Source organism: Streptomyces sp. NPDC058741, from assembly GCF_042746715.1.
Taxonomy (GTDB): domain Bacteria; phylum Actinomycetota; class Actinomycetes; order Streptomycetales; family Streptomycetaceae; genus Streptomyces.
Genome location: NZ_JBHYQH010000040.1, coordinates 26,779 through 49,600, shown reverse-complemented (window position 1 = coordinate 49,600; position 22,822 = coordinate 26,779). Strand labels below are relative to the sequence as shown.

Below are 22,822 nucleotides of genomic sequence, written 5' to 3'. Positions count from 1 at the left end.
ACGGTCGATCAGCGCCTGACGCCGTCGGCCGGGCCGCGGCCCCGCCGTCGGCGTCACGTGCGTCCGGCGTCGCGGTACACCCCGGCCAGGGCCTGGGCCATGGGTGCGACGGAGTAGCGGGCGGCCACGGTCTCCTGCCCGGCGCGTGCCAGTTGCCCGCGCCGGCTCTCGGGCAGGGACAGCAGCCGGTGCAGGCCGCGGGACAGGCCGGAGGCGGAGCCGGTGTCGAGCAGTACGCCGTTGACCCCGTCGCGGAGGTAGTGGCTCACCCCGCCGCGCTGCGGGCCGGCGGCCGGCAGCCCGGCCTCCATGGCCTCCAGCACGGCGATGCCGAACTCCTCCTTGGCGCTCGGGCACACGTACCAGGCGCGCACGCCGTGGCCCGGATCGGCGAGGGCCCGCTCCAGGCGGCGTACCCGGTCGTTGGGCAGGGCGGGCAGGAGCGCCAGGCGCCGTGCCGCCTGCGTGCGCCCGGTGACGAGGGCGGCGAGCACGGCGCGCACGCGGTGCTCGTCCGGAGTCGGATGCCGTGTCGCGCCTCCCACCATGACGAGGGTCGCGCGCCGCCACAGGTCCGCGGTCAGCCAGGTGCGCAGCAGCAGCTCCTGCTGCTTGACCGGGTGCAGGCGCCCGACGCACAGCAGCAACGGCAGGTCACGGTCGGCCGGGTCGAGCGCGTCGGGGCGGTCGCCGCCCGCGAACAGGGACTCCAGCAGCGCGTGCCGCCTGTCCTGCTCGTCCTTGGCGGGTTCGTAGGGGGCGATGCCCTCAGGGGGTGCGGGCGGGCCCTCGGGGCCGTAGCGGTGGGTGAGCGCGGGGAAGTGGCGGAGCAGCTGCCCCGTGCCCGATCCGTCGGGTATGCCGATCACGGTGTCGGCGCGTTCGACGAGTCGGTCCGCGAGGAAGATCCGGTGCAGGTCGGCGCGGAGTGCCTCGGTGCCCCCGCTGTCGTCCGCGCCGGTCTCGGCGTGCGTCTCGGCGAGGCGGCGGTGGGGGTCGGGCGTGGCGGTGAAGACGAGGCGGGCGCCGAGCCGCGCGGCCGACTCCGCGAGAGCCAGGCTGCCGTCGTCGGCGTAGCGCACGTGCACCACGTCGCAGGCGCGCGGGAGGGACCCGAGCAGCCGGGTGGCCCACCAGGCGAGGGACGCACGGTGGGCGGGCATCGCGTGCTGCGACGGCGCGGCGGGCGCGTCGACCGGCAGCCGCAGCAGCCAGTGGCCGCCCCGGCGTCGGACGAGCAGACGGCGGTCGCGGTCGAGGTCGTCCCGGCCGGCGAGGACGACGGTGACCACGACCCCGACCTCCTCGGTGCCGGTGAGGGCGTCACCGAGGCCGCCGAGCAGTACGGACAGTCCACCGCTCGCGCCCTCGCCGGGCCGGTCCAGCTGTCCCAGCAGCATCGTCTGGGCCACCACGAGGCCGTCGTCCGGCCATCCGGTGGCGGCCGCCGGGGGCAGCGGGGCGAGCAGCAGGCGCTCGTGGACGTCCCGTGCCTCGGACGCCGGGGGCAGGTGGGCGGGGCCCTCGGGCAGCCCGTGCAGGTAGCGCCACAGGGCGTGACGGGCCGTCCGGCCGGACCGTGCCGCGATGTCCGCGGCCTCGGCCGCGCCGAGTGGTCGCAGGCCCGCCGCCTCGGCGAGGTCCAGCAGCAGCTCGGTGCGCTCCGCTCCGGCCCCGCCGTCCAGCAGCCGGTCCCGCAGGGCCTCCTCGGCCCAGGCGGGCCCGTGCCGGCGTACCGTCGCCGGCCACGTCTCGGTGAGCACGGCGGCCAGGAACGGCCCGCCCTCGCCGTGCGCGAGCAGGGCGTCGGGCGTCAGCGGGACGTCCAGCCGGCAGGCCCGGCGCAGCGAGGCGACCGCCGCGTCCTCACGGGCGGGGGGCCCGGAGCTCCCCGGCGGCAGCAGGCGGGGCAGCGGGCCGTACTCGGCGTCCAGCAGGCAGGTGAGCGCACCGGGAAGACCCGGGGCCGGGTCCGCTCCGCTTCTCTGGGACGCCGGTGCCCCCGCCCTGGTGAAGAACGCGGTCCTGGCCGCGACCAGCGGATCCCACTCGTCGCCGGGCTGCGCCGGACCGACGCCCGGAAGCGGCGGCGGGGCGGGAACGGGTGCGGCGACGGACACGGAGCCTCCTCGGTGCGGACGGTACGTGTCTGTTTCGCCCGTCCTTCCCGGCCCGGATGCACCGGGCGGTAACGGACCCGCGCAGCGGGTACCCGACGCACGGGCGCCCCGGCCGGTCCGGGGTTCCCCGGCACGGACCGTGGCGGCACGGACCGTGGCGGCACGGACAGTGGCCCGCCGACGTGACGGGCCCCGACCCACGTCACGAACCCGGCGTGCCCGCCGCCCGGCCGCCCCCTCTCCGTCGAGTCTCCCGCATCCATCCGCACCCCACCTGGTGAACAAGACACATGCCCCGCATCGTCGTCGTCAGCCCGCCGTTCCACTCCCACGCCACTCCCCTGTCCGCTCTGGCGGGGGCGCTGGCCGCCCGCGGTGCCGAGGTGTTCTTCGCGTGCGCTCCGGCGTTCGAGCCGCTGGCCGACCGCGCCGGGGTCCGGTTCGTGCCGCTGACGGTCACCCGCAACGCCAACACCGGCGTGGCGGAGCGGACCGACCAGGCCGCACGGGAGGCGGAGCGCCTCACCGAGTTCCTCCGGGCCACCCGCCGCGGCCCCGTCGAGACCCTGCTGACCCAGGCACGGCACCGGCGCGCCGACATGCTCGCCGATCCGGAGGGCGTGTACGAGGACCTGCGGGCGGTCGACCGGCGGCTGCGGCCGGACTGGTACGTCGTGGACCAGCTCGCCTACGCGGCCACCCTCGCCCTGCACTGCCTGGGCGTGCCCTACGCCTCGTACTGCCCCGGGCATCCCGGCTACGTGCTCTCCGGCCCCGACGCCTTCTTCGGCCTGCCCCACGACTGGCCGGAGGCGGTGCGCCCGGACCCGTCCCGGCTGACCGCACTGAGCGCCGCCGTGCGGGACAACGACCGGGCCTTCACCGAGCTGTTCGCCGCCTTCGCCCGCGACCGGGTGCCGCCGGCCCCGGATCCGGGCCGGGCCTTCGCGCTGACCTCCGCGCACGCCGTCGTCTACTCCTATCCCGCCCTGCCGTGGCTGCCGGAACGGGCCGAGGGGCCCGCCCACCTGTTCGCCGGGCACATGGTGGGACCGGACGAACCGCCGGCCCCCGACTGGACACGCCGCCTGAAGGGCCTGCGCGAGCGGGCCGACCGGGTGGTGCTCGTGGCCCTCGGGACCTTCCTGTCGGCCCGCGACGACGTACTGCGCACGGTGCTGTCGGGGCTGCTGGACGGCACGGACGACACGGCCGTCGTGGTGGCAGCGGGCGCCCGGGCGGACGCGCTCGCGGACCTCGCGGGGAGCCGTGCCGTGGTGGTGCCGGCGGTTCCGCAGCGGCAGCTGCTGCCGCACGTGGACGCCATGGTCCACCACGGCGGCGGCAACTCCTTCACCGAGTGCCTGCGGGCCGGGGTGCCGGCCCTGGTCCTGCCGATGTCCAGCGACCAGTTCGCCGTGGCGAGGGACGCGGAGCGGGCCGGGGTCGGTGTGGTCCGCGATCCCAACGCGCTGCGACCGCCGGACGTGCCGGACGCGCTCGCGGCGGTCCTGGCGGGCCCCGTGGGCAGACGTGCCCGCCGTATGGCACGCGACCTGCGCGGATACGGTCCCTCGTGGGCGGCCGAGCGCCTGGTGGCCGCCATGGAGGCGGGGCCGCCCCGTCCCTGCTGATCGCGCGGCGGCGCTGATCGCCCCCGGTCTCTCCGGGGGCGCCGGGCGTGCTGCGGCCGTCTCCGTCGTCGGTGCAACCACGAGGCGGTCCCGGACCGAAAACCCTGACGGGACGAAGACGAAGACGGAGACGGACACGAAGGCGAAGGCGAGGATGAGGACGAGGACCGGGCGGACCAGGACCAGGACCAGGCCGGAGTACGGAGTGCGAGCGCGCGTCGAGGAGGACACGGATGGGTGAGCGGCAACACGCGCGACGGGCTACGGGGCGGGCCCCGCGGAGGTGGACCGAGGAGGCCGAGGCACTCAGCCCCGTGCCGCCGCGCCCCCTGCGGCACGTGCTGTTCCGGCAGTTCTGGCGTGACCTGGTGTTCCTGCACTGGGAGGCCGACCCGTTCGACGTCGCCCGCCTGCTGCCGCCGGGATGCGCGCCGGACCTGTTCCGCGGACGTGCCTACGTGGGGCTGGTGTTCTTCCGCATGGAGAACCTGGCCGTCGCGTCCGGGCCGCCGCTGCCCTGGGTCGGCGCGTTCAACGAGGTCAACGTGCGCCTGTACAGCAGGGACGCGCTCGGGCGGCGCGGTGTGGTGTTCCGCTCGCTGGACTGCGACCGGCTGCTGCCGGTCCTCACCGCGAGGGCGGGCTTCGGGCTTCCCTACCGCTGGTCCCGCATCACACGGCAGTGGCACGGGCGGCGCCTGCTCTACCGGACGCGGGGCCGGACGGCGGACGGACCGGGCGGCCACGTGTGGGCGCGGATCGAGGACGAGGTGGTCACCCCGGAGCCCCTGGACACGTTCCTGACCGCCCGCTGGGGCCTGCACGAGCGCGGCTGGGGCCGCACCTACTACTGGCCGAACGTCCACCCCCGATGGACCTTCCGGCGCTGCGACCCGCTCTCCTGGGACATGTCGTCCCTTCTGACGGCGGCAGGGCTCTCACCCCTGCGCGCGCAGCCGGACAGCGTCCTGTACTCCCCCGGCGTGCCGGTGCGGTTCGGGCTTCCCACGCCGCTGCCGCGGGAAGGAGGCCCGGCATGAACCTGTCGGGTTCCCGCGTCCTGGTGGCCGGTGCCTCCGGCGCGATCGGCTCGACCCTGGCGGTCCGGCTGCACCGGGGCGGCGCCCGGCTCGCCCTCGCGGGGCGCGACGCCGAGCGGCTGCGCCGCGTGTCGGAGGCGTGCGCGGGCGCGCCCTGCTTCCGGTTCGACGCCTACGACCTGGACCGCTGCGCCGACGCTCCGGAGTGGGCGGCCGAGGCGCTCGGTGGACTCGACGCCGTGGTGGTCTGTGTGGGGGTCGCGGGCTTCGGACCGGCCGACGCGGTGAGCGATGCGGTCGCCGAGCACCTGTTCACGGTGAACGCCCTGGCTCCCCTGGCGTTCCTGCGCGCCGCGCTGAACCGGGTGTCCCCGCCCGGTGTGCTGGCCGCCGTCACCGGGGTGGTGGTGGACGCGCCGCCGGCCGGCATGGCCGACTACGCGGCGGCCAAGTCCGCGCTCGCGGCCTGGCTCACCGCGGTGCGTCGCGAGCGCCGGCGCACCGGCATGACCGTGCTGGACATCCGGCTGCCGCACGTGGAGTCGGGGTTCGCCGCGCGCGGGGTGGTGGGCGAACCGCCGTCCCTGCCGCGCGGACTGACGGTCGACGAGGCGGCGGGCCGCGTCGTCGCGGAGCTCACCGGCCGGGCGGCGTGAGCGCGCACGGCGCGTTCCGCGGACCGTGTGGCCTGCGCTCCACGCGCCGGACGGCCCGCGGACACACGCCCCACACCGACCTCACGCCCTACGCCGGTCCCATGCCTCACGCCGGCCACGTCCCCCTCCGACCGTGCCGACGACGCACCGCAGCCGGCCGCACCGGCCGCACCGCCCGGGCACACGGGCTCACACGGCGACGTCCGCCCACGCCGTGTGGCCGACGTTGCTGTGCCGGTCCCCCCAGGCGAGGCTGACGGTGTCCACGACGTACAGCCCCCGGCCCCGCTCGGCCAGCCGGTACGAGGGGTGCCGCCACCGGGCGCGCACGGCCTCCGCGTCGAACCCGGGACCGCGGTCGGAGACCTCGACGCGCATCGCCTTCGGCCCCGGCCCGCCGAGCAGCAGGGTGACGGCGACGCGGACGGGCGGCGTGCCGTAGCGGTGCGCGTTGGAGAACAGTTCGCTCAGCACCAGGCACGCGTCGTCGGTCGCCCCGTCCGCTCTCCAGTCGGCCAGCTGCCGCCGCAGCCCGTGCCGCAGCGCGACCAGCCCGTCGGCCCGGTCGGGGATCCAGGTTCGGTCGTGGGAACTGTTCATAGGCCATCGCCTCCCCTGGGTGTTCCGGTGCCGCGGGGCCGATGGATGAGTCCTGGGGGAACATTTTGGCCACCCGCGTGCCTCCTCCCCGTGCCTCAGCCTCCGGCGAGGTCCCGCAGCACCTCCCGGGCCGCCCGTGCTCCGGAGGCGAGCGCGCCCTGGACCGACCCCGTAGCGCGGTGGTCCCCGCAGACGTACCGGCCGGGTGCCGTGCGGCAGGGCCGGGTCAGCGGCCAGGGCGGCGGCATGGCGGGCAGCGCGCCGTGGACCGTGCGCACGGTCAGCAGGTCCCAGGCGGTGGCGTCGGTGCCGTACATCTCGGACAGGGCCCCGGTCACGGCCGTCCGCACGGACCCGTCGTCCCCGCCGAGCACCGAGGTGGCGACGAGCGCGCCGCCCCGCGGGGCGTACTCGGGGGCGACGTCGCTGAGCACGCAGGTGTTCAGGACGCGGCGGCGGGTGTCGACCAGCAGGACGGGCCGGCCGATCGGGGAGCGCGGCGCGACGTGGTAGTAGGTGGTGACCGTGCGGTGCGCGGGCACGCCGAGGCCGGGCAGCAGCGTCGTGGCCGCGTCGGCGCCGGTCGCGACGACGACGGCCCGTGCCTCGATCTCCGCCCCGTCCGCCGTGATCACACCCCGCCCGGCGAGCCGTTCGACCGGCGTGCCGAGCTGTACCGTGCCGTCGGGCAGCGCGGCGGCCAGGGCGCGCGGCACGGACTGCACGCCGAGGGCGGGCAGGCACAGGGAGCCGCGGAGCATGCTCCGCCACACCAGGTGGAACACCCGGCTGGAGGTCTCCAGCGCGTCCTCGAGGAAGACACCGGACACGAACGGCCGGAAGAAGCCCTCCACGAACCCGTCGGAGAAACCGGCCTCGGCCAGGGCGGTGCGCGTGGTGTGCTCCGGCGCGTGCTTGAGCGCGCGGGCCGGGCCCAGGCCGTCGCGGGCGCCGAGCACGGCCAGCGCGGCCACGTCGCGCGGCCGGGCGAGCCGCCCGGACAGCAGCGAGGCCACCGTGTCGGGGCGGCGCCGCGGGTCGGCCAGCAGCACGGGCCGGTCGCCGGTGTGCACCAGGACGCCCGGCAGGAAGGCGCGCGGTTCGAGGAACCGGGCGGGCAGACGGCGGCGCAGCTGCGGATAGGCCGGGTTGACGACCTGGAACCCGCGGTCCACCGTGAAGCCGTCCACGCGGTCGGTCCGCATCCGCCCGCCCACCGCGTCCCCGGCCTCCAGCACCGTGACACCGAGTCCGGCGACGGCCAGGTCCCGCGCACACGCGAGCCCCGCCACCCCGGCACCCACCACGACGACGTCCGTGCCCGCGCCCGCGCCCACGACGGCCACCACCTCTCTCGCACCTGGCCTCCGGGTTGTTTCCCCGCAGCCGGCCGCCACGGATGCGGGGCCACCCGAACGGGGGACGAACGGCCCCCGGCCGCATCCTCCACCGCTCCGGCGGGCGAAACCTCTCCCGAGTCATCCGTCAACGCCGCGATGCGCCCCGAGCGGAACGCGCAGGCACGCCCCGCATCCCCCCGGCCCCCACGAAAGGCGCCCATGACCACTCCCCACTGGCTCTTCGGCGACCAGCTCGGCCCGCACTTCCTCACCCCGGCCGGTGAGGACGGACCCGGCCGGGGGGCGCCCGTGGTGATGATCGAGGCGCGGTCGGTGTTCCGGCGCAGGCGCTTCCACCGCGCCAAGGCCCACCTGGTGCTCTCCGCGATGCGGCACCGGGCGGCGGAACTGGGCGAGCGGGTGACGTACGTACGGGCCGAGACCTACCGGGAGGGCCTGCGCCGCGCGGTGGGCGGGGCGCCGGTGACCGTGTGCCACCCCACCTCGTACGCGGCGCTGCGGCTGGTGCGTTCCCTGCCGCGGGTGCGGGTGCTGCCCGCCCGCGGATTCCTGGTGGGGCACGGGGAGTTCGCGGCCTGGGCCGAGGGGCGCGGCGGGCGGCGGATGCTCCAGGAGGACTTCTACCGCTGGGTGCGCGAGCGACACGACCTGCTGATGGAGGGCGGGCACCCGGCCGGGGGCCGCTTCAACCACGACCACGCCAACCGCGAACCCCCGCCACGCGGCGCCACCGCTCTGGACGTACCGGGGCCGTACCGGCCGCGCGAGGACGACATCGACGCCGAGGTGCGCGAGGACCTCGACCGGTGGGAGCGCGAGGACGGGGTGCGGTTCGTCGGCCGGGACGGCCCCCGCCGCTTCCCCGCCACCCGGCGCGAGGCGCTGACGGCCCTGCGCCGCTTCGTGACGCACCGTCTGGCCTCCTTCGGGCCGCACGAGGACGCGATGCTGGCCGGTGACCCGGTGATGTCCCACAGCCTGCTGTCCTCCTCGCTGAACCTGGGGCTGCTGCACCCCGCCGAGTGCGTGGAGCGGGCCGAGCGGGCCTGGCGGGAGGGCGACGCACCGATCAACAGCGCCGAGGGGTTCGTCCGGCAGGTCGCGGGCTGGCGGGAGTACGTCTGGCAGCTGTACTGGCACTTCGGAGAGGACTACCGGCACGGCAACGCGCTCGGGCACACGGCGGAACTGCCGGATTACTTCACCGAGTTGGACGCGGACGCGGTCACGGCGCGCTGCCTGTCGGGCGTGCTCGCCCAGGTCCGCGACACCGGCTGGACGCACCACATCCCCCGTCTGATGGTGCTCGGCAGCCACGCCCTGCAACGCGGCTGGGACCCGGCCGCGGTGACCGACTGGTTCCACCGCTGCTTCGTCGACGGCTACGACTGGGTGATGCTGCCGAACGTGGTCGGCATGTCCCAGTACGCGGACGGCGGCCGGATGACCACCAAGCCGTACACCTCCGGCGGCGCCTACATCCACCGCATGAGCGACCTGTGCGACGGCTGCGCCTTCCGCCCCACCGAACGCACCGGCCCCCGCGCGTGCCCCTTCACCGCCGGGTACTGGGCCTTCCTGCACCGGCACCGGGACCTGCTGTCGGGCAACGCCCGGATGCGCCGCGCGGTACAGGGCCTGGACCGGCTCGCCGACCTCGACGAGGTGCTGCGCCGGGAGGAGACGCGGGGCGAGGGAGCACCGTGAGACGGGCTCGGGCCTGCCCTGTCCCGAACGGACCGGGCGGGTCCCCGGCCGGTACGGGCGGGCGGGGAGCGCCCCGCGTCTGCCCGGATGCGGCGCGGCCGGGCGCGGAGAACCGCAGCCCGGCACGCGTCCCACCGGTGCCGGGCAGCGGCCCACGGCCACCGGCTCGGCGGTGGCGGGTGCCGCCGGCGGGCCCTCAGCACCCCGAAGGCCGTCCCTCGCGTTCGAGGCCTTCGCCGTCGCGCTGACCGGCGAGGGAGCGGGTGAGCACCCGCCGCCCGGGTGCCACGGCGGCCGGCCCCAGCGGGACGGCCACGACGGCTCCCACCCTCCCGTTGCCCGTGCCGGGGCCACCGCTGGAGGTGGCCAGGTGGAGCACCGCGAGGGCGGTACCGGCCAGGCCCACCACCAGGGCCGACCTCGCAGCGGTGCGCGCGTCGCCGCCGCTGGTCCGTCCGGCGGCGCGAGCCCGGGCCACGAAGCGGCCGGTTTCGAGGTGCTCGCCGTGTCGTACCTGGTCGCGGTGTACGGCGCCGTGCGGGCCGGGCACCGGGCCTTGACCCTGGCGGCGTCCGCGCGGAAGCGTCGTCGCCGGGTGTCACTCGGTGGTGGCTCACGCCCCGGGTCTACGAGCGGCAGACCAAGCAACCGGGCCGGGGCACAAGGCCCTTGGACGGAGCATCGCGACGGGGGAGGAGCATGGGACACCGGGCGGCGGACGGGCGTGTGCGGCAGCCCGGAGGGCGGCGCGAACCGGCGCCGCCTGCGGTCGCCGCCCCCCTGGCGGCGACGGCTTCGCCGACCACGCCGAGGGGATGCCGCGCCCCACGGCCCCGGCGGGCCCGGCCTCGACGCCTTCGGTCCCGGCGGCCGGTCGCCGACCGGGCGGGCTCCAGCGGGGCGACGTTTCGCCCGTACTCGCACGGTTACCCATAAAGCGTCGCACCCGCGCCCCCTCTCCACGGTCGGGACGCCAGGGGGGCCTTCATCCACGGAATAGGAAACGGAGCTCGCATGGCCAGCACCAAGGTGTCCGACCACATCCTCCGGCGGCTGCGCGAGTGGGATGTCGACCATGTCTTCGCCTATGCGGGCGACGGCATCAACGGTCTGCTGGCGGCCTGGGGACGGGCGGACAACATGCCGAAGTTCGTCCAGGCCCGCCACGAGGAGATGGCCGCGTTCCAGGCCGTCGGCTACGCGAAGTTCTCCGGCAAGGTCGGGGTGTGCGCGGCCACCTCCGGCCCCGGCGCCATCCACCTGCTGAACGGGCTCTACGACGCCAAGCTGGACCACGTCCCCGTCGTGGCGCTGGTCGGGCAGACCAACCGCAGCGCCATGGGCGGCTCCTACCAGCAGGAAGTCGACCTCGCCAATCTCTTCAAGGACGTCGCCTCGGACTTCTGCGAGACGGCCATGGTCCCCGAGCAGCTGCCGAACCTGATCGACCGGGCCTTTCGCACCGCCTACGCCAAGCGCACCGTCACCGCGATCATCCTCCCCGCCGACGTGCAGGAACTGGACTACAGCCCGCCCGGCCACGCCTTCAAGATGGTGCCCTCCAGCCTCGGTCTGGGCCGGTACGCGCCGGTCCCGGCCGACGAGGACCTCCAGCGGGCCGCCGACGTGCTGAACGCCGGTGAGAAGGTCGCCGTCCTCATCGGGCAGGGCGCACGCGGCGCGCGCGAGGAGGTCGAGCGGCTGGCGGACGTGCTCGGCGCGGGTGTGGCCAAGGCCCTGCTCGGCAAGGACGTGCTGGCCGACGACCTGCCCTACGTGACCGGCGCCATCGGACTGCTGGGCACCCGCCCCTCCTACAACCTCATGCGAGGGTGCGACACCCTGCTGATGATCGGCTCCAGCTTCCCGTACACGCAGTTCATGCCGGAGCTGGACCAGGCGCGGGCGGTGCAGATCGACATCGACCCGCACATGATCGGCCTGCGCTACCCGAACGAGGTCAACCTCGTCGGCGACGCCCGTGAGACGTTGCGGCGACTGCTTCCCCGCCTGCACCGCAAGGAGGACCGGGCCTGGCGGGAGAAGATCGAGAAGGACGTCTCCCGCTGGTGGCAGGTCATGCAGCGCCGCGCCGCCGTGGACGCCGACCCCGTCAACCCCGAGTACGTCGTCCACGCCCTGGACGGCAAGCTGCCCGACGACGCGATCCTCGCCGCCGACTCCGGCTCGGCCGCCAACTGGTACGCCCGCCACCTGCGGCTGCGCGGCCGCATGCGCGGCTCCCTCTCAGGCACCCTGGCGACGATGGGCCCCGGCGTGCCGTACGCCATCGGGGCGAAGTTCGCCCACCCCGACCGGCCCGCCATCGCCCTGGTCGGCGACGGGGCCATGCAGATGAACGGCATGATGGAGATGGTCACCGCCGCGAAGTACTACCGCGAGTGGTCCGACCCGAGGCTGGTCGTGGCCGTGCTGAACAACGGCGACCTCAACCAGGTCACCTGGGAGATGCGCGCCATGTCCGGCGCACCCCAGTTCGAGGAGTCCCAGCACATCCCCGACCTGCCCTACGCCGACATCGCCCAGCGCATCGGCCTGGACGGGGTGCGGGTGGAGAAGCCCAAACAGGTCGAGGCCGCCTGGGACCGGGCCCTCGCCGCCGACCGGCCCTTCGTCATCGACTTCCGTACCGACCCTGCCGTCCCGCCGATCCCGCCGCACGCCACGCTGGACCAGATCGAGGCAGCGGCCACCGCGATCCTCAAGGGCGACAGCGACCGCGGCTCCATGGTGAAGCAGGGACTCAAGGCCAAGGTGCAGGACATGCTCCCCGGCAGCCGCCACCGCGACGACCGCCCCGGCGCCGGCAAGAACGACAGCACCGAAGAGAACAGGTGACCCGGAAGCCGCCGCGGGACCAGAGGCTCCACGACGGGCCCGTCGTGGAGCGTCTGGCCGTCTCCGTGTACCGGATCCCCACCGATCTGCCCGGCGGCGACGCCACCCTGACCTGGGACGCGACGACCTTGGTGCTGGTCGAGGCCACCGCGGCGGGCGTGACGGGCCTCGGCTACACCTACGGCTCGCCCGCCACCGCGCCCGTCGTCGCGCACGAGCTGGCGGATTTCGTCGTCGGGCACGACGCCTTCGCCGTCCCCGCCGCCAACGACCGGATGAGCCGGGCCCTGCGCAACGCGGGCAGGCCCGGCATCGCCGCCGGGGCCGTCTCCGCCGTCGACACCGCCCTGTGGGACCTCAAGGCACGCCTGCTGGACCTCCCCCTGGTGCGTCTGCTGGGTGCGGTCCGCGACGAGGTCGCGGTGTACGGCAGCGGCGGCCTCACCACCTACGACGACGCCCGACTCGAGCAGCAGCTGCGCGGCTGGACCGGCCAGGGCATCGACCGGGTGAAGATCAAGGTCGCCGAGTCCTGGGGGCGCTGCGAGGCCCGCGACCTGCACCGCACCGCGCTGGCCCGCCGTACCGTGGGCGACGGAGCCGACCTGTACGTGGACGCGAACGGCGGCTACACCCGCAAGCAGGCCGTCCGCATGGCGGCCGCCATGACCGACCTCGGCGTCACCTGGCTGGAGGAGCCCGTCTCCTCCGACGACCTGACCGGGTTGCGCGCAGTGCGTGACGCCGTCACCGCCGACGTCGCCGCCGGTGAGTACGGATACGACCTGCCGTACCTGACCCGGATGGCCGCCTCGGGAGCCGTCGACTGCCTCCAGGCCGACGTCACCCGCTGCGGCGGCATCACGGTCTGGCTCCGCGCCGCGGCCGTGGCCGAGGGACTCGGGCTGCACATCTCGGGCCACTGCGCCCCCCACCTGCACGCCCACGTCGCCGCAGCGGTACCCAACACGCGCCATCTGGAGTGGTTCCACGACCACAGCCGCATCGAGGACATGCTGTTCCACGGCACCCTCGACCCGCAGGGCGGCACCGTACGCCCCGGCGCCTCCGGTGAGCCGGGCCACGGCCTCACACCCGACCGGGCCGCCGCCGACCGCTACCGCACCGCATGAGCCGGCCCGGCACGACCGGCGACGTGGTCACGGCCACGGCGGACAGCCCGTGGACACTGCGCGACTACGCCCTGATCGCCGACGGGGAGCGCGGGGCCCTGATCGACCCGCGCGGAGGGATCGCCTGGCTGTGCGCGCCCGCCTGGCACGACGGCGCCGTCTTCAGCGGCCTCATCGGCGGGCCCGGCCGGTACCGTGTCCGCCCCGCCGACCGGTGGAACGTGTGGGGCGGCTCCTACGAGGACGGCACGCTCGTCCGCGTCAGCCGGTGGGTCACCGCCGGCGGGATCATCTCCTGCCGCGAGGCCCTCGCAGTCCCGGCCCATACAGGACGTCTCGTGCTGCTGCGGCAGATCCGTGCGGTGCGCGGCGCCGCCCTCGTCGACGTCGACCTCGACGTGCGCGCCGACTACGGGCAGCGCCCCATGGCGCGGACGCGGTACGACGACGGCACCTGGCGGGCGCTCACCGGCTCCCTGCACATGAGGTTCACCGGAGCGCAGGACGCCCGTCCCGGCCCCGACGGCGGCCTGCACGCCAGGCTGAGCCTGCCGGAGGGCGGCACGCACGACCTGGTCCTGGAACTGGCCACGGAGCCGCAGAACGCCCCCCTCGATGCGCGTTCCCTGTGGAACGCCACCGAACGGTGGTGGAAGCAGGCCGTGCCGGACTGCTCGGACACCGCCGCCCCGCGCGACACCCGCATGGCGTACGCGGTGCTGAACGGACTGACCAGCACCGCGGGGGGCATGGTCGCGGCGGTCACCACCTCGCTGCCCGAACGCGCCGACACCGGACGCGACTACGACTACCGGTACGCCTGGGTCCGCGACCAGTGCTACGCCGGCATCGCGGTGGCCACGCACGGCCCGCACCCGCTGCTGAACCGCGCGGTGCGCTTCGTCGCGGACCGCATCCTGGAGGACGGCGTCGCACTGCGTCCCGCCTACACGGTGGACGGGGGTCCGCTGCCACCGGAACGCGGCCTGCCGTTCGCCGGCTACCCGGGCGGCAGCGACCGGACCGGCAACCGCGCGGGCCGGCAGTTCCAGCTCGACGTCTTCGGGGAGGCGCTCCAGCTGTTCGCCGCAGCCGCCCGCCACGGCGTCCTGGACAGCCGGGCGGCCGACGCCGCCGCCCTGGCCGCCGAAGCCGTCGCGGACCGCTGGACGCAGCCCGACGCCGGACTGTGGGAGCTGGAGGACCGCTGGTGGACCCACTCCCGTCTCTGCTGCGTCATCGGCCTGCGCGACCTGTCCCGGGAGCTGCGCACGCCCGCGTCGGCGGACTGGTCACGCCTGGCCGATCGCATCCTGGACGCCACCAGGTCGCGTTGCCTGCATCCCGGCGGTCACTGGCAGCGCGCCGACGACGACACCGGGCCGGAGGCGGCCCTTCTGCTGCCGTTGGCCCGCGGGGCGGTACCGCGCACCGACCCCAGCCTCTCCCTCACCCGCTCACAGGTCGTGCGCCGGCTGGCGGAGGACGGCTACGTCTACCGCTTCCGGCACGGGGACGAGCCGCTGGGCGACGCGGAGGGCGCGTTCCTGCTGTGCGGCTTCACGATGGCGCTGGCCGCCCACGCGCAGGGCCTGCACACCGAGGCGGCGCGGTGGTTCGAGCGGACCCGCTCGGCGTGCGGGCCCACCGCACTGTTCGCCGAGGAGTACGACGTGTCGCAGCGCCAGCTGCGGGGCAACGTGCCCCAGGGCTTCGTCCACGCCCTGCTGCTGGAGTGCTCCGCACGGTTCGGCCATGCTCCGGACGCGTTCCCGTCCGCCGGCTGGTGAACGGGGGCGTGTCCGCGGGCGTCCCACGCCACCGCCGGAAGGCGGCGCGGCATGGTCATCGCCGGAGACGGCGCGCGCGGCGCACGCGCCTCAGGCACCACACCGCCAGCGCCGCCGCGGCCGCACCGGTGACGCCCGGTGGCGGGAGAGCACGGGCCCCCGGGGCCTCGGGCCGCTCGGGCACGGCGTCCCGACCCCTCAGCCCGGCCGCCAGCACCTCCGCCAGGTGCAGGGGACTGCGTCCGGTGCCGGCCTGGTCGACCTGGGTGCGGCAGCTGAAGCCGTCCGCGAGCACCAGCGTCGCGTCGTCCGCGTCGCGCACGGCGGGCAGCAGTCCCGCCTCCGCGCACGCCATGGAGACGTCGTAGTGGCCCTTCTCGAAACCGAAGTTGCCGGCCAGGCCGCAGCAGCCGGCGTCCAGGACGTCGGCGTCGACCCCGGCGCGTTGCAGGATCTCGCGGTCGGCGTCGAAGCCCATGACGGCGTACTGGTGGCAGTGGCGCTGGACCACGGCGCGTGCGTCGACGCGTGGCGGCTGCCAGTCCCCGGCCCGTTCGACGAGGAGTTCGGCCAGCGTGCGGGTCTGCTCGCGCAACCGGCCGACGTCGGGGTCCTTGGGCAGGAGCTCGGCCGCGTCCGCGCGGAAGACGGCCGTGCAGCTCGGTTCCAGGCCGACCACGGGCGTGCCGCGGCGCAGGTCCTCGCGCAGCACGTCGATCGTGTGCCCGAGGACCCGCCTGGCGACGTTCAGCTGCCCGGTGGAGATCCAGGTCAGCCCGCAGCACACCGCCGCCTCGGGCACCTTGACCCGGAAGCCGGCCGCTTCCAGCACCTCGACGGCGGCCCTGCCGATCGCCGGGTGGAAGTGGTCGGTGAACGTGTCGGGCCAGACCACGACCTCGCCCCGGTGTCCCGCCCCGCGCGTGCCTCCCCGCTCCCGCCACCAGTCCGTGAAGCGCTGCTCGGCGAAGAGGGGCACGTCGCGCTCCGGGGCGACGCCGCCGAGTGCCTTGACCACGCGGGCCACCCAGGGCATGGATGTCAGCGCGTTGACGGTGCGCGGTGCGAAAGCGGCGCCTCGCGCGACCACGGGCAGCCACCCCATGGAGTAGTGCGCGAGGGGCCGCAGCCGCCCGCGGTAATGGTGGTGCAGGAACTCCGCCTTGTAGGTGGCCATGTCCACGTTGACCGGGCAGTCCGTCTTGCAGCCCTTGCAGGCCAGGCACAGGTCGAGCGCGTCGTTCACCTCACCGGACCGCCAGCCGTCGGTGACCGGTGAGTCGCCGTGGTTGCTGACCATCTCGAAGAGCAGGCGGGCGCGGCCCCGGGTGGAGTGTTCCTCCTCGCGGGTGGCCCGGTAGCTGGGGCACATGACGCCGCCCTCGGAGGAGCGGCACTTGCCCACTCCGACGCAGCGGGCGGCGGCCCGGCTGAACTTGCCCTCGTCGTGCGGGAAGGAGAAGACGGTCTCCGGTTCCCAGGGGAGATGGTCCGCGCCCTCGCGCAGGTCCTCGTCGAGACGGTGGGGCAGGACGATCTTCCCCGGGTTCATGCGGTTCTCCGGGTCGAACAGGCCCTTCAGCCGCTCGAAGCCCTCGATCAGCTCCGGCCCGAACATCTTCACCAGCAGCTCGCCCCGGGACTGGCCGTCGCCGTGCTCGCCGGACAGCGATCCGCCGTAGGACACGACGAGGTCGGCGGCCTTCTCCACGAAGGCCCGCATCCGGGCGATGCCCTCTTCGGACTCCAGGTCGAAGGGGATGCGGGTGTGGACGCAGCCGTGGCCGAAGTGCCCGTACACGGACGGGTGCCCGTAGCCGAACTCCTCGTACAGCCGCTTGAGGTCGCGCAGGTAGTCGCCGAGGCGGTCCACCGGGACGGCCGAGTCCTCCCAGCCCTCCCAGGTGTCGGGTTTGCCGGGCACGTGCGCGGTGGCTCCGAGACCGGACTCGCGGACCAGCCACAGCTCGTGCATGTGCTGCTCGTCCTCGTACCAGGTGTGGTCGACGTCGTCCGGCCTGGCGTCGATCAGCGCCCGTGCCTTGTCCTCGACCTCTTCGCGCGTGTCCCCGACGAGCTGCACCATCAGGTAGGCCCGGCCCCCGGGCAGCTCCTCGAGCGCGTCCGGGTTGAGGTGCTTGACCTCCTGGAAGTGGACCAGCTGGTGGTCCACGCCCTCCAGGGCGGCCGGCTCGTGTTCGAGAACCGCCGGCACGTGGTCGGCCGCCCGGCAGATGTCCTCGTAGCCGAGCACGACCAGGGAGGAGTGCTTCGGCACGGGTACGAGTTCCAGTTCCGCGCGCAGGACGGTCACCAGCGTGGATTCGGAGCCGGTCAGCAGGCCGGCGACGTCGAAGCCGTGCTCGGGCAGCAGCGAGTCGAGGTTGTAGCCGGACACCCGGCGCGGAATGTCGGGGTAACGGTCACGGACCAGGTCGGCGTAGCGGTCCCGCAGGGCCACCAGACCCCGGTACAGCTCCGCCCGCCGTCCCCCGGCGGCGGTCAGCCGCCGCAGTTCGCCGTCGTCGGTCCGCCCGGCCCACATGCGCACACCGTCATAGGTGAGGACCTCTAGGCGGTGCAGGTTGTCGACGACCTTGCCGTACGCCTGGGCCGTCGATCCGCACGAGTTGTTGCCGATCATCCCGCCGAGGGTGCAGTTCGGGTGGGTGGCCGGCCGGGGCCCGTACATGAGCCCGTACTCGGCCAGCTGCCGGTTGAGGTCGTCCAGGACGATGCCCGGCTCGACGACGCAGCGCCGGTTCTCCGGGTCGACCGACAGCAGCCGGTTGCCGTACTTGCTCCAGTCCAGGACGACCGCGGTGTTGCAGCACTCGCCCGCCAGGCTCGTGCCGCCGCCACGGGACAGCAGCGGCGCTCCGTGCTCCCGGCAGACCGCCACCGCCTCGACGGCCGCCTCCACCGTGCGCGGGACGACCACTGCGATGGGTACCTGGCGGTAGTTCGAGCCGTCCGTCGAGTACGCCGCCCGCGAACCCGCGTCGAACCGGACCTCCCCGTCGACCCGCTCGCGCAGGTCGTGCTCCAGAGCGCTCACGTCGATCGGCGCCTGAGGGCGCCTGACGACCGGAAGGGGCAGATCGACCGGATTCATGAACGACACTCCCGTCGGCGAAAGCGGAGGAGACGGCGTACGGCGGACGTCCCGGGCCGTCAGTCCTTGCCACGCCCCGTCAGGGCGTCCCTGACCCGGTCCACCATGCCCGCGCCGGGTGCCAGCAGCTTGTTGGCCGGCGGCGTGTCCGGAGCCGACGGATGCGGCCGGGTGGGGGCGGTCTTCCTGGCCTGACGGACCTCCGCGATGACGTTTCCGCCGTGTCCCATGAGTGCTTCCTCTCCGCGCGCGGACCGCAACGCCTCGACCGTGTATCCACGGCCCCGCACCCGCAAACCGGGCAGGCATTCGGCGCACCGGCCCCACCCCGGGGGCGTCGGGCACGAGGTGATGTGCGCGATCGGCGTGAACGGGCCGCCGACGCCGATGCACCCGCGACGTCGGGCAGCGCGGCGACACGGCTCCGGCCGGCACGTGCGGGCGCGGCCGAAGCGTGGGGCGTGTCGACGGCTCAGTGCCCGCCGCGGCGGCGCAGCAGCGCGAACCCCGCGCCGGCTACCCCCGCCACGGCCGCCGCCTTGCCCACGTGATGGCGGCTCGCCCACAGCTGGGGGTCGAAGGTGTGGGCCCGGTCGTCGAACACGCCGTGGGCTCCGTAGTCCTGCTTCTCGTCCGCCGGTGCGAAGAGGTTGCCGTGCCCTTCGGGCTGCGGATGGGCATCGGTCTGCTGGGCGTCGAACCCGGTGCGGGCCAGGTAGCGGTCGAGCAGGCCGGGGACGACGGCGTTGGCCAGCAGCGTCAGCGCCGTGGACGTCCCGACCCAGTACTCGCGTCGCTGCGGGTGGTCGGCGGCGCGCAGTACGGCGCGGGCGGCGACCTCGGGCTGGTAGATCGGCGGCACCGGCTGGGCGTGGCGCGGCAGGTGGCTGCGCAGCCAGGTGAACTGCGGGGTGTTGACGGCGGGCATCTGGACCATGGTGATCCGCACCCGGGACTTGTCGTGGAGGAGCTCGCAGCGCACGGACTCGGTGAAGCCCTGGATGGCGTGCTTGGCGCCGCAGTACGCGCTCTGCAACGGGATGCCACGGTAGGCGAGCGCGGAGCCCACCTGCACCACCGCGCCGCTGTCCCGTGGCACCATGCGGTCCAGCGCGGCCCGGGTGCCGTGCACATAGCCGAGGTACGTCGACCTCGTGGTCTGCAGGAACTCGTCCGGGGGGACCTCGGTGAACTTGCCGAAGGCCGCCGTGAAGGCGTTGTTCACCCAGACGTCGACCGGTCCGAACTCCTCCTCGACCCGGCGGGCGGCCGTCTCCACCTGGTCCCAGTCCGCCACGTCGGTGACGAGGGGCAGCGCCTGTCCGCCGGCCGCCCGTACGTCGGCCGCGGCCGCCTCCAGGCCCGCACGTCCCCGGGCCAGCAGTGCGACCCTGGCGCCGCGGGCGGCGAACATCGTGGCGGTCGCCCGCCCGATCCCGGCGCTCGCCCCGGTCACCACGACGGTCTGTCGTTCCGTGCCGTTCATCGATCCTCCTCACCGGTCATGCGTACGCTCTCCGTCGCGCGTACGCCGTACTGGACATCGAGAAGCCAGAACACGCGGGACGAGTACCCAGACGCCGGTCGGAAACAGCCGCACGGGCTCATGAGGTCGCTCGGATCGGAGGCCGCCGGGACCAACGGGGCCGTGCGGCCGCGTCCCGCGCCACGGGGAATCCACCCGACCGCGCCCATGCCCGGGCGGGAGAAGACGCCGAGACCCGATCCTCGTGTGATCCCTGGCGCACCCCGTGCGCTGGTGTGATGCGGGGGGACATCCCCCGGCCCCGTCGTCGTTCGGTGAGGCGTCGCGTGGCTGTCATGGGTGTGAAGGGAGCCGTCCGTGGGTGTTGCAGACGGGGCTCAGGGGGCAGCTGCGGCACAGACGGTGCCGTGGTGGGGCGGCCGTGCTCGGGGTGCTGTATGCAGCGGTCGGCCTGGTGCTGCTGGCGCGTCCGTTCCGGTCTCTTGCGGTGCTCCTGGTCGTCGCGGCGGTGGCGGCCAGGCGGCAGCCCGCGGCCTGTCGGCCGTCCCCGGGGAAACGGCGGACGGGGAGTTGTCGCCGACCGACAACGCCCTGACCGTGTTCCTCTCCGTCACCTGCAACGACGTCGAGTGGCCCGAGGACGTCAGCACCTACCGGCGGGGCGTCGCCGAGGACCGCCGGCGCTACCCGCTGTACGGCGCCTTCACCGCCGACATCCCCCCGTGCGCCTTCTGGCCGTACGCCCCCGCCGAACCGCCGGTGCGGATCGACGCCGAGGGCCCGCGCAACATGCTGCTCCCGAGGAACCGGCGGGACGCCTCGACCCCGCGTGGGGGCCGGAAGATGCTGCGCGAGAAGTTCGGCGACCGGGCCCGGTCGGTCACGGTCGACGACAGCGGGCACGGCCTCTACGTCCTGGGCGACAACTCCTGCGCGCTGAACACCGCCGCGCTACCTCGTCGACGGCGGGATGCCCGCGAGGGACACGTTCTGCCGTGCGGACCGACCTTCCCGAAGGCCGTCACGGCCGTCACCGCGCGTCGCCCGTATCGCACAGAAGGGTGTGGAGCCGCCGCATCACGTCGACCTGGGCCGGATTGCAGAGATCGGTGATGGCTTTGCCGAGGGTGCGAGCGGTGTGCTGCCGGCCGCGCGGGGCGTCCGCGGCGAGGTCGCTCAGCCCGGGGTGCCTGCCCCGGAGACCTCGGACGTGGGGCACGAGGCGCTCGGCGAGACTCTGCCGCGTCGGCTCGTCCGCGTCGGCGGGAAGCTCGTCGAGTTCGCGTGCCACCGGCTGCGGCTCCTCATGGAGCGGGTCCGCGTAGGCGTCCATCCCCCTGGGGCCGAGGACCGTACCGAGGACGGTGACGAAAGAGCGGTCGGGGTCGGGGAGCTCCGCCGTCTCGTCCAGGGGGGCGAGGCGGAGGGGAAGATCGGTCGCGCCCCTTCCGCGCATGAGGGCGCCGACCTCGGCGCGGGCGTGTTGCAGGCGTTCGATGGTGGCGGCCGGCTCATCGTCGAGAGCCCGCAGATCGGCGGCTCCGGGTCGGAATCCGGGCCGTCGCTCATGTCCGCGATCTGCGAGAGGGAGAGGCCAAGAGCGGCGAGGCGCTTGATCCGGAGGAGCCGGACGAGATGGCTGACTCCGTACTGCTTGTATCCGTTGGAGCGGCGCTCCGGCTCCTCGAGCAGGCCGATGGTGTGGTAAGGCCGCACGGCCCTGAGGGGCGTGCCGGCCAGCTCCGCCATCTCCCGGGCGCTCCACGCCATCATCGATGTCTCCCTCACCGTCCGGGGCCGTCGGCCGCGGTCGCGCCGTGGGCCCGTTGAAAACCATGACGCGACGGCAGGCCGGAGCAGGGGCGAGCCTACGGAGGCGTGGCCGGTTCGGTTCACGGCCGAGTCGGCCCGGCGGGTGGTGCGGGGCCGGTGGACAGGACGTGGTCGACGGCGGCGTTGAGGGTCTCGATCTCGGCGGTGAGGACGGATTCGCCGGTGGGCAGGGCGCGTTCGACCGAGAGTCCGTTGAGGACGGTGATAAGGAACCTGACGTCGCGGGTGTGGTCCCCCGGGGGCAGTGCGCCTTCCTCGGCGAGGACGGTCAGCCAGTGTTCGACCCGGCGCTCCGTCTCCCGTGCATGGCCGAGGTAGGCGGCGCGTACCTGCTCGGTCGGCTCGGGTTCGATGAAGGTCCGGTAGACCGTGCCCCACGCGGTTCGCGCGTCCTCGTCGGTACCGAGCGGTGCGAGAGCCTGCCGCAGGCAGTTCAGCAGCCGTTCGCGCGGCGGCAGCGTCCGGTCCCGGATCGGGTCGCCGGGCAGCACGGCCTCGTAGATCCGCGCGAGCAGGCTGTCGCGCAGGGCGCGCTGGGTGGGGAAGTGGAACCGCAGCGAACCGGTGCTCACTCCCGCACGCGCGGCGACCGCTCGCACGCTCAGCTTCGCCGTCATGTCCTCGGCGATCATCTCCGCGGCGGCCCGGAGGATCTTCTCGCGTGTTTCCATGCTCCGCTCTCCTTCACTTCTCCCCAGTCTCCTCACTGTACTAGCACGCCGTACTAGTACAGCGTGCTAGTGTTCTTCTAACACGCTGTACTAGTGAGGGTGCGGCTGATCTGCGCAGGAGGGGCGGAGCATGACCTGGAAGCAGTGGGCGGCATCGAGGCGTCTGAAGCCGGGAGACGGCAGGGAACTGCAGCGGTTCCGCTGGTGGCAGCTCCCCCTGCGCTCCCTGTTCTGGCTGCGGCTTCCCGGTGCCGACGGGAGCACCCGCCTGCACGCCGTCGACGTACGACACTGGGCGCGGTTGGACACCAGCAGGATCCGGGCGCATCTGTTCCTGGACGGCAGGCATGTGGCCGAATCGAAGCTGCCCGCGATCTTCCCTGTCGACGGGGGTGTCATCGAGGTGGCGATGAGCACCTACGGCATCAGGCGCTGCCACTACCACCCCTCGGACGGACAGCCGCGGCAGCTCACGCCCGACCCGGCCTCGGCGGAGGGGCGGCGGGCGCGCTTCGGTGCCCGCCATCCGGGCCTGAGCCGGGCGATCGGCGCCGGATCGGTGCTGCTGCTGGTCGTCGGCCTGGGCCTGAACCTGTTGCAGCTCGCCGAACCCGTCTCCCGCATTCCTCCCGTCGCGCAGCGGCTCGGAACCTTCACGTCGCCGGTACACCTGCCGATCTGGCTGAACGTCGCGCTGGGGCTCGGGGCCGTCCTCGCGAGCATGGAGCGCTCGCTCCGCCTGCGGTACTCCCCTCTGCTCGACGCGGCCGGCCGCTGACCCCTCGACGCGAGGAAGGCACGACCACGTCGGCCCCTT

At 74.4% G+C, this 22,822-nt stretch carries 17 protein-coding genes and 2 pseudogenes; 9 read left to right on the top strand and 10 right to left on the bottom strand.

The window, feature by feature from the left end; genetic code table 11:
• Positions 1 to 53: 53 nt before the first annotated feature.
• Positions 54 to 2,120, bottom strand: coding sequence for a glycosyltransferase family 4 protein (locus ACFW6P_RS26030; protein WP_386424968.1), 2,067 nt, complete (start codon positions 2,118 to 2,120; stop codon positions 54 to 56).
• 290 nt (positions 2,121 to 2,410) lie between these two features.
• Between ACFW6P_RS26030 and ACFW6P_RS26025 the strand changes: the two genes are divergently transcribed.
• The 3 genes from ACFW6P_RS26025 (at position 2,411) to ACFW6P_RS26015 (ending at position 5,450) form a co-directional block, all read left to right on the top strand.
• Complete coding sequence (locus tag ACFW6P_RS26025) at positions 2,411 to 3,754, top strand: glycosyltransferase (protein WP_386424965.1); 1,344 nt, start codon at positions 2,411 to 2,413, stop codon at positions 3,752 to 3,754.
• 233 nt (positions 3,755 to 3,987) lie between these two features.
• Complete coding sequence (locus ACFW6P_RS26020; RefSeq protein WP_386357947.1) at positions 3,988 to 4,794, top strand: YqjF family protein; 807 nt, start codon at positions 3,988 to 3,990, stop codon at positions 4,792 to 4,794.
• The gene (locus ACFW6P_RS26015) at positions 4,791 to 5,450 is read left to right on the top strand and encodes an SDR family NAD(P)-dependent oxidoreductase (protein WP_386357949.1); all 660 of its coding nucleotides are present in this window, start codon (positions 4,791 to 4,793) and stop codon (positions 5,448 to 5,450) included. The genes ACFW6P_RS26020 and ACFW6P_RS26015 overlap by 4 nt, the downstream gene beginning before the upstream one ends.
• 189 nt (positions 5,451 to 5,639) lie before the next feature.
• Here the strand turns inward: ACFW6P_RS26015 and ACFW6P_RS26010 are convergent, their stop codons facing one another.
• Both ACFW6P_RS26010 and ACFW6P_RS26005 read right to left on the bottom strand, forming a co-directional pair.
• Complete coding sequence (locus ACFW6P_RS26010; RefSeq protein ID WP_386357951.1) at positions 5,640 to 6,050, bottom strand: ATP-binding protein; 411 nt, start codon at positions 6,048 to 6,050, stop codon at positions 5,640 to 5,642.
• Between the two features lie 95 nt (positions 6,051 to 6,145).
• Positions 6,146 to 7,399 carry an NAD(P)/FAD-dependent oxidoreductase gene (locus ACFW6P_RS26005; RefSeq protein WP_386357953.1) on the bottom strand — a complete coding sequence of 418 codons (1,254 nt, stop codon included), beginning with the start codon at positions 7,397 to 7,399 and terminating at the stop codon, positions 6,146 to 6,148.
• 210 nt (positions 7,400 to 7,609) lie between these two features.
• On the opposite strand from ACFW6P_RS26005, the gene ACFW6P_RS26000 reads away from it, so the two are divergent.
• Positions 7,610 to 9,118 carry a cryptochrome/photolyase family protein gene (locus ACFW6P_RS26000; RefSeq protein ID WP_386357955.1) on the top strand — a complete coding sequence of 503 codons (1,509 nt, stop codon included), beginning with the start codon at positions 7,610 to 7,612 and terminating at the stop codon, positions 9,116 to 9,118.
• Positions 9,119 to 9,314: 196 nt separating this feature from the next.
• On the opposite strand, the gene ACFW6P_RS25995 is transcribed toward ACFW6P_RS26000, so the two are convergent.
• Positions 9,315 to 9,668, bottom strand: a complete 354-nt coding sequence (locus tag ACFW6P_RS25995) for a DUF6223 family protein (protein WP_386357957.1) — start codon at positions 9,666 to 9,668, stop codon at positions 9,315 to 9,317.
• 464 nt (positions 9,669 to 10,132) lie between these two features.
• Between ACFW6P_RS25995 and ACFW6P_RS25990 the strand changes: the two genes are divergently transcribed.
• Genes ACFW6P_RS25990 through ACFW6P_RS25980 form a run of 3 tightly spaced genes read left to right on the top strand, consistent with a single transcriptional unit; the run spans position 10,133 to position 14,900 of the window.
• Positions 10,133 to 11,977: a thiamine pyrophosphate-requiring protein gene (locus tag ACFW6P_RS25990; RefSeq protein WP_386424962.1), complete on the top strand. Its 1,845-nt coding sequence runs from the start codon at positions 10,133 to 10,135 to the stop codon at positions 11,975 to 11,977.
• Positions 11,974 to 13,110: an enolase C-terminal domain-like protein gene (locus tag ACFW6P_RS25985; protein WP_386357960.1), complete on the top strand. Its 1,137-nt coding sequence runs from the start codon at positions 11,974 to 11,976 to the stop codon at positions 13,108 to 13,110. The genes ACFW6P_RS25990 and ACFW6P_RS25985 overlap by 4 nt, the downstream gene beginning before the upstream one ends.
• The gene (locus ACFW6P_RS25980; RefSeq protein ID WP_386424959.1) at positions 13,107 to 14,900 is read left to right on the top strand and encodes a glycoside hydrolase family 15 protein; all 1,794 of its coding nucleotides are present in this window, start codon (positions 13,107 to 13,109) and stop codon (positions 14,898 to 14,900) included. Before ACFW6P_RS25985 ends, ACFW6P_RS25980 begins: the two co-directional genes overlap by 4 nt.
• A gap of 55 nt (positions 14,901 to 14,955) precedes the next feature.
• On the opposite strand, the gene ACFW6P_RS25975 is transcribed toward ACFW6P_RS25980, so the two are convergent.
• The 3 genes and pseudogenes from ACFW6P_RS25975 to ACFW6P_RS25965 form a co-directional block, all read right to left on the bottom strand.
• Complete coding sequence (locus tag ACFW6P_RS25975) at positions 14,956 to 18,015, bottom strand: FAD-binding and (Fe-S)-binding domain-containing protein (RefSeq protein ID WP_386424956.1); 3,060 nt, start codon at positions 18,013 to 18,015, stop codon at positions 14,956 to 14,958.
• 59 nt (positions 18,016 to 18,074) lie between these two features.
• Positions 18,075 to 18,218: pseudogene (locus ACFW6P_RS25970) on the bottom strand (hemerythrin domain-containing protein); the annotation flags it as partial.
• Between the two features lie 269 nt (positions 18,219 to 18,487).
• The gene (locus tag ACFW6P_RS25965) at positions 18,488 to 19,501 is read right to left on the bottom strand and encodes an SDR family oxidoreductase (RefSeq protein WP_386357966.1); all 1,014 of its coding nucleotides are present in this window, start codon (positions 19,499 to 19,501) and stop codon (positions 18,488 to 18,490) included.
• A 570-nt stretch (positions 19,502 to 20,071) separates the two neighbouring features.
• On the opposite strand from ACFW6P_RS25965, the gene ACFW6P_RS25960 reads away from it, so the two are divergent.
• A complete protein-coding gene (locus ACFW6P_RS25960; protein ID WP_386424954.1) occupies positions 20,072 to 20,614 on the top strand; it encodes an alpha/beta hydrolase in 543 nt (180 codons plus the stop codon).
• On the opposite strand, the gene ACFW6P_RS25955 is transcribed toward ACFW6P_RS25960, so the two are convergent.
• The 3 genes and pseudogenes from ACFW6P_RS25955 to ACFW6P_RS25945 form a co-directional block, all read right to left on the bottom strand.
• Complete coding sequence (locus tag ACFW6P_RS25955; protein WP_386424980.1) at positions 20,532 to 20,957, bottom strand: hypothetical protein; 426 nt, start codon at positions 20,955 to 20,957, stop codon at positions 20,532 to 20,534. The genes ACFW6P_RS25960 and ACFW6P_RS25955 overlap by 83 nt on opposite strands.
• A 170-nt stretch (positions 20,958 to 21,127) precedes the next feature.
• Positions 21,128 to 21,250, bottom strand: a pseudogene (locus ACFW6P_RS25950) (MerR family DNA-binding transcriptional regulator); the annotation flags it as partial.
• A 143-nt stretch (positions 21,251 to 21,393) separates the two neighbouring features.
• Positions 21,394 to 22,005 carry a TetR/AcrR family transcriptional regulator gene (locus ACFW6P_RS25945; protein WP_386357970.1) on the bottom strand — a complete coding sequence of 204 codons (612 nt, stop codon included), beginning with the start codon at positions 22,003 to 22,005 and terminating at the stop codon, positions 21,394 to 21,396.
• A gap of 130 nt (positions 22,006 to 22,135) precedes the next feature.
• Between ACFW6P_RS25945 and ACFW6P_RS25940 the strand changes: the two genes are divergently transcribed.
• Positions 22,136 to 22,783 carry a hypothetical protein gene (locus ACFW6P_RS25940; protein WP_386357972.1) on the top strand — a complete coding sequence of 216 codons (648 nt, stop codon included), beginning with the start codon at positions 22,136 to 22,138 and terminating at the stop codon, positions 22,781 to 22,783.
• The last annotated feature ends 39 nt before the right edge of the window (positions 22,784 to 22,822 follow it).

Excerpts from the sequence above, each read along its gene's own strand:
- ACFW6P_RS25955 (WP_386424980.1), bottom strand. The coding sequence starts at position 20,957 with ATGCGCGGAAGGGGCGCGACCGATCTTCCCCTCCGCCTCGCCCCCCTG.
- ACFW6P_RS25980 (WP_386424959.1), top strand. The coding sequence starts at position 13,107 with ATGAGCCGGCCCGGCACGACCGGCGACGTGGTCACGGCCACGGCGGAC.
- ACFW6P_RS26000 (WP_386357955.1), top strand. The coding sequence starts at position 7,610 with ATGACCACTCCCCACTGGCTCTTCGGCGACCAGCTCGGCCCGCACTTC.
- ACFW6P_RS26020 (WP_386357947.1), top strand. The coding sequence starts at position 3,988 with ATGGGTGAGCGGCAACACGCGCGACGGGCTACGGGGCGGGCCCCGCGG.
- ACFW6P_RS26010 (WP_386357951.1), bottom strand. The coding sequence starts at position 6,050 with ATGAACAGTTCCCACGACCGAACCTGGATCCCCGACCGGGCCGACGGG.
- ACFW6P_RS25975 (WP_386424956.1), bottom strand. The coding sequence starts at position 18,015 with ATGAATCCGGTCGATCTGCCCCTTCCGGTCGTCAGGCGCCCTCAGGCG.
- ACFW6P_RS26025 (WP_386424965.1), top strand. The coding sequence starts at position 2,411 with ATGCCCCGCATCGTCGTCGTCAGCCCGCCGTTCCACTCCCACGCCACT.
- ACFW6P_RS25990 (WP_386424962.1), top strand. The coding sequence starts at position 10,133 with ATGGCCAGCACCAAGGTGTCCGACCACATCCTCCGGCGGCTGCGCGAG.
- ACFW6P_RS25965 (WP_386357966.1), bottom strand. The coding sequence starts at position 19,501 with ATGAACGGCACGGAACGACAGACCGTCGTGGTGACCGGGGCGAGCGCC.
- ACFW6P_RS25945 (WP_386357970.1), bottom strand. The coding sequence starts at position 22,005 with ATGGAAACACGCGAGAAGATCCTCCGGGCCGCCGCGGAGATGATCGCC.
- ACFW6P_RS25940 (WP_386357972.1), top strand. The coding sequence starts at position 22,136 with ATGACCTGGAAGCAGTGGGCGGCATCGAGGCGTCTGAAGCCGGGAGAC.
- ACFW6P_RS26015 (WP_386357949.1), top strand. The coding sequence starts at position 4,791 with ATGAACCTGTCGGGTTCCCGCGTCCTGGTGGCCGGTGCCTCCGGCGCG.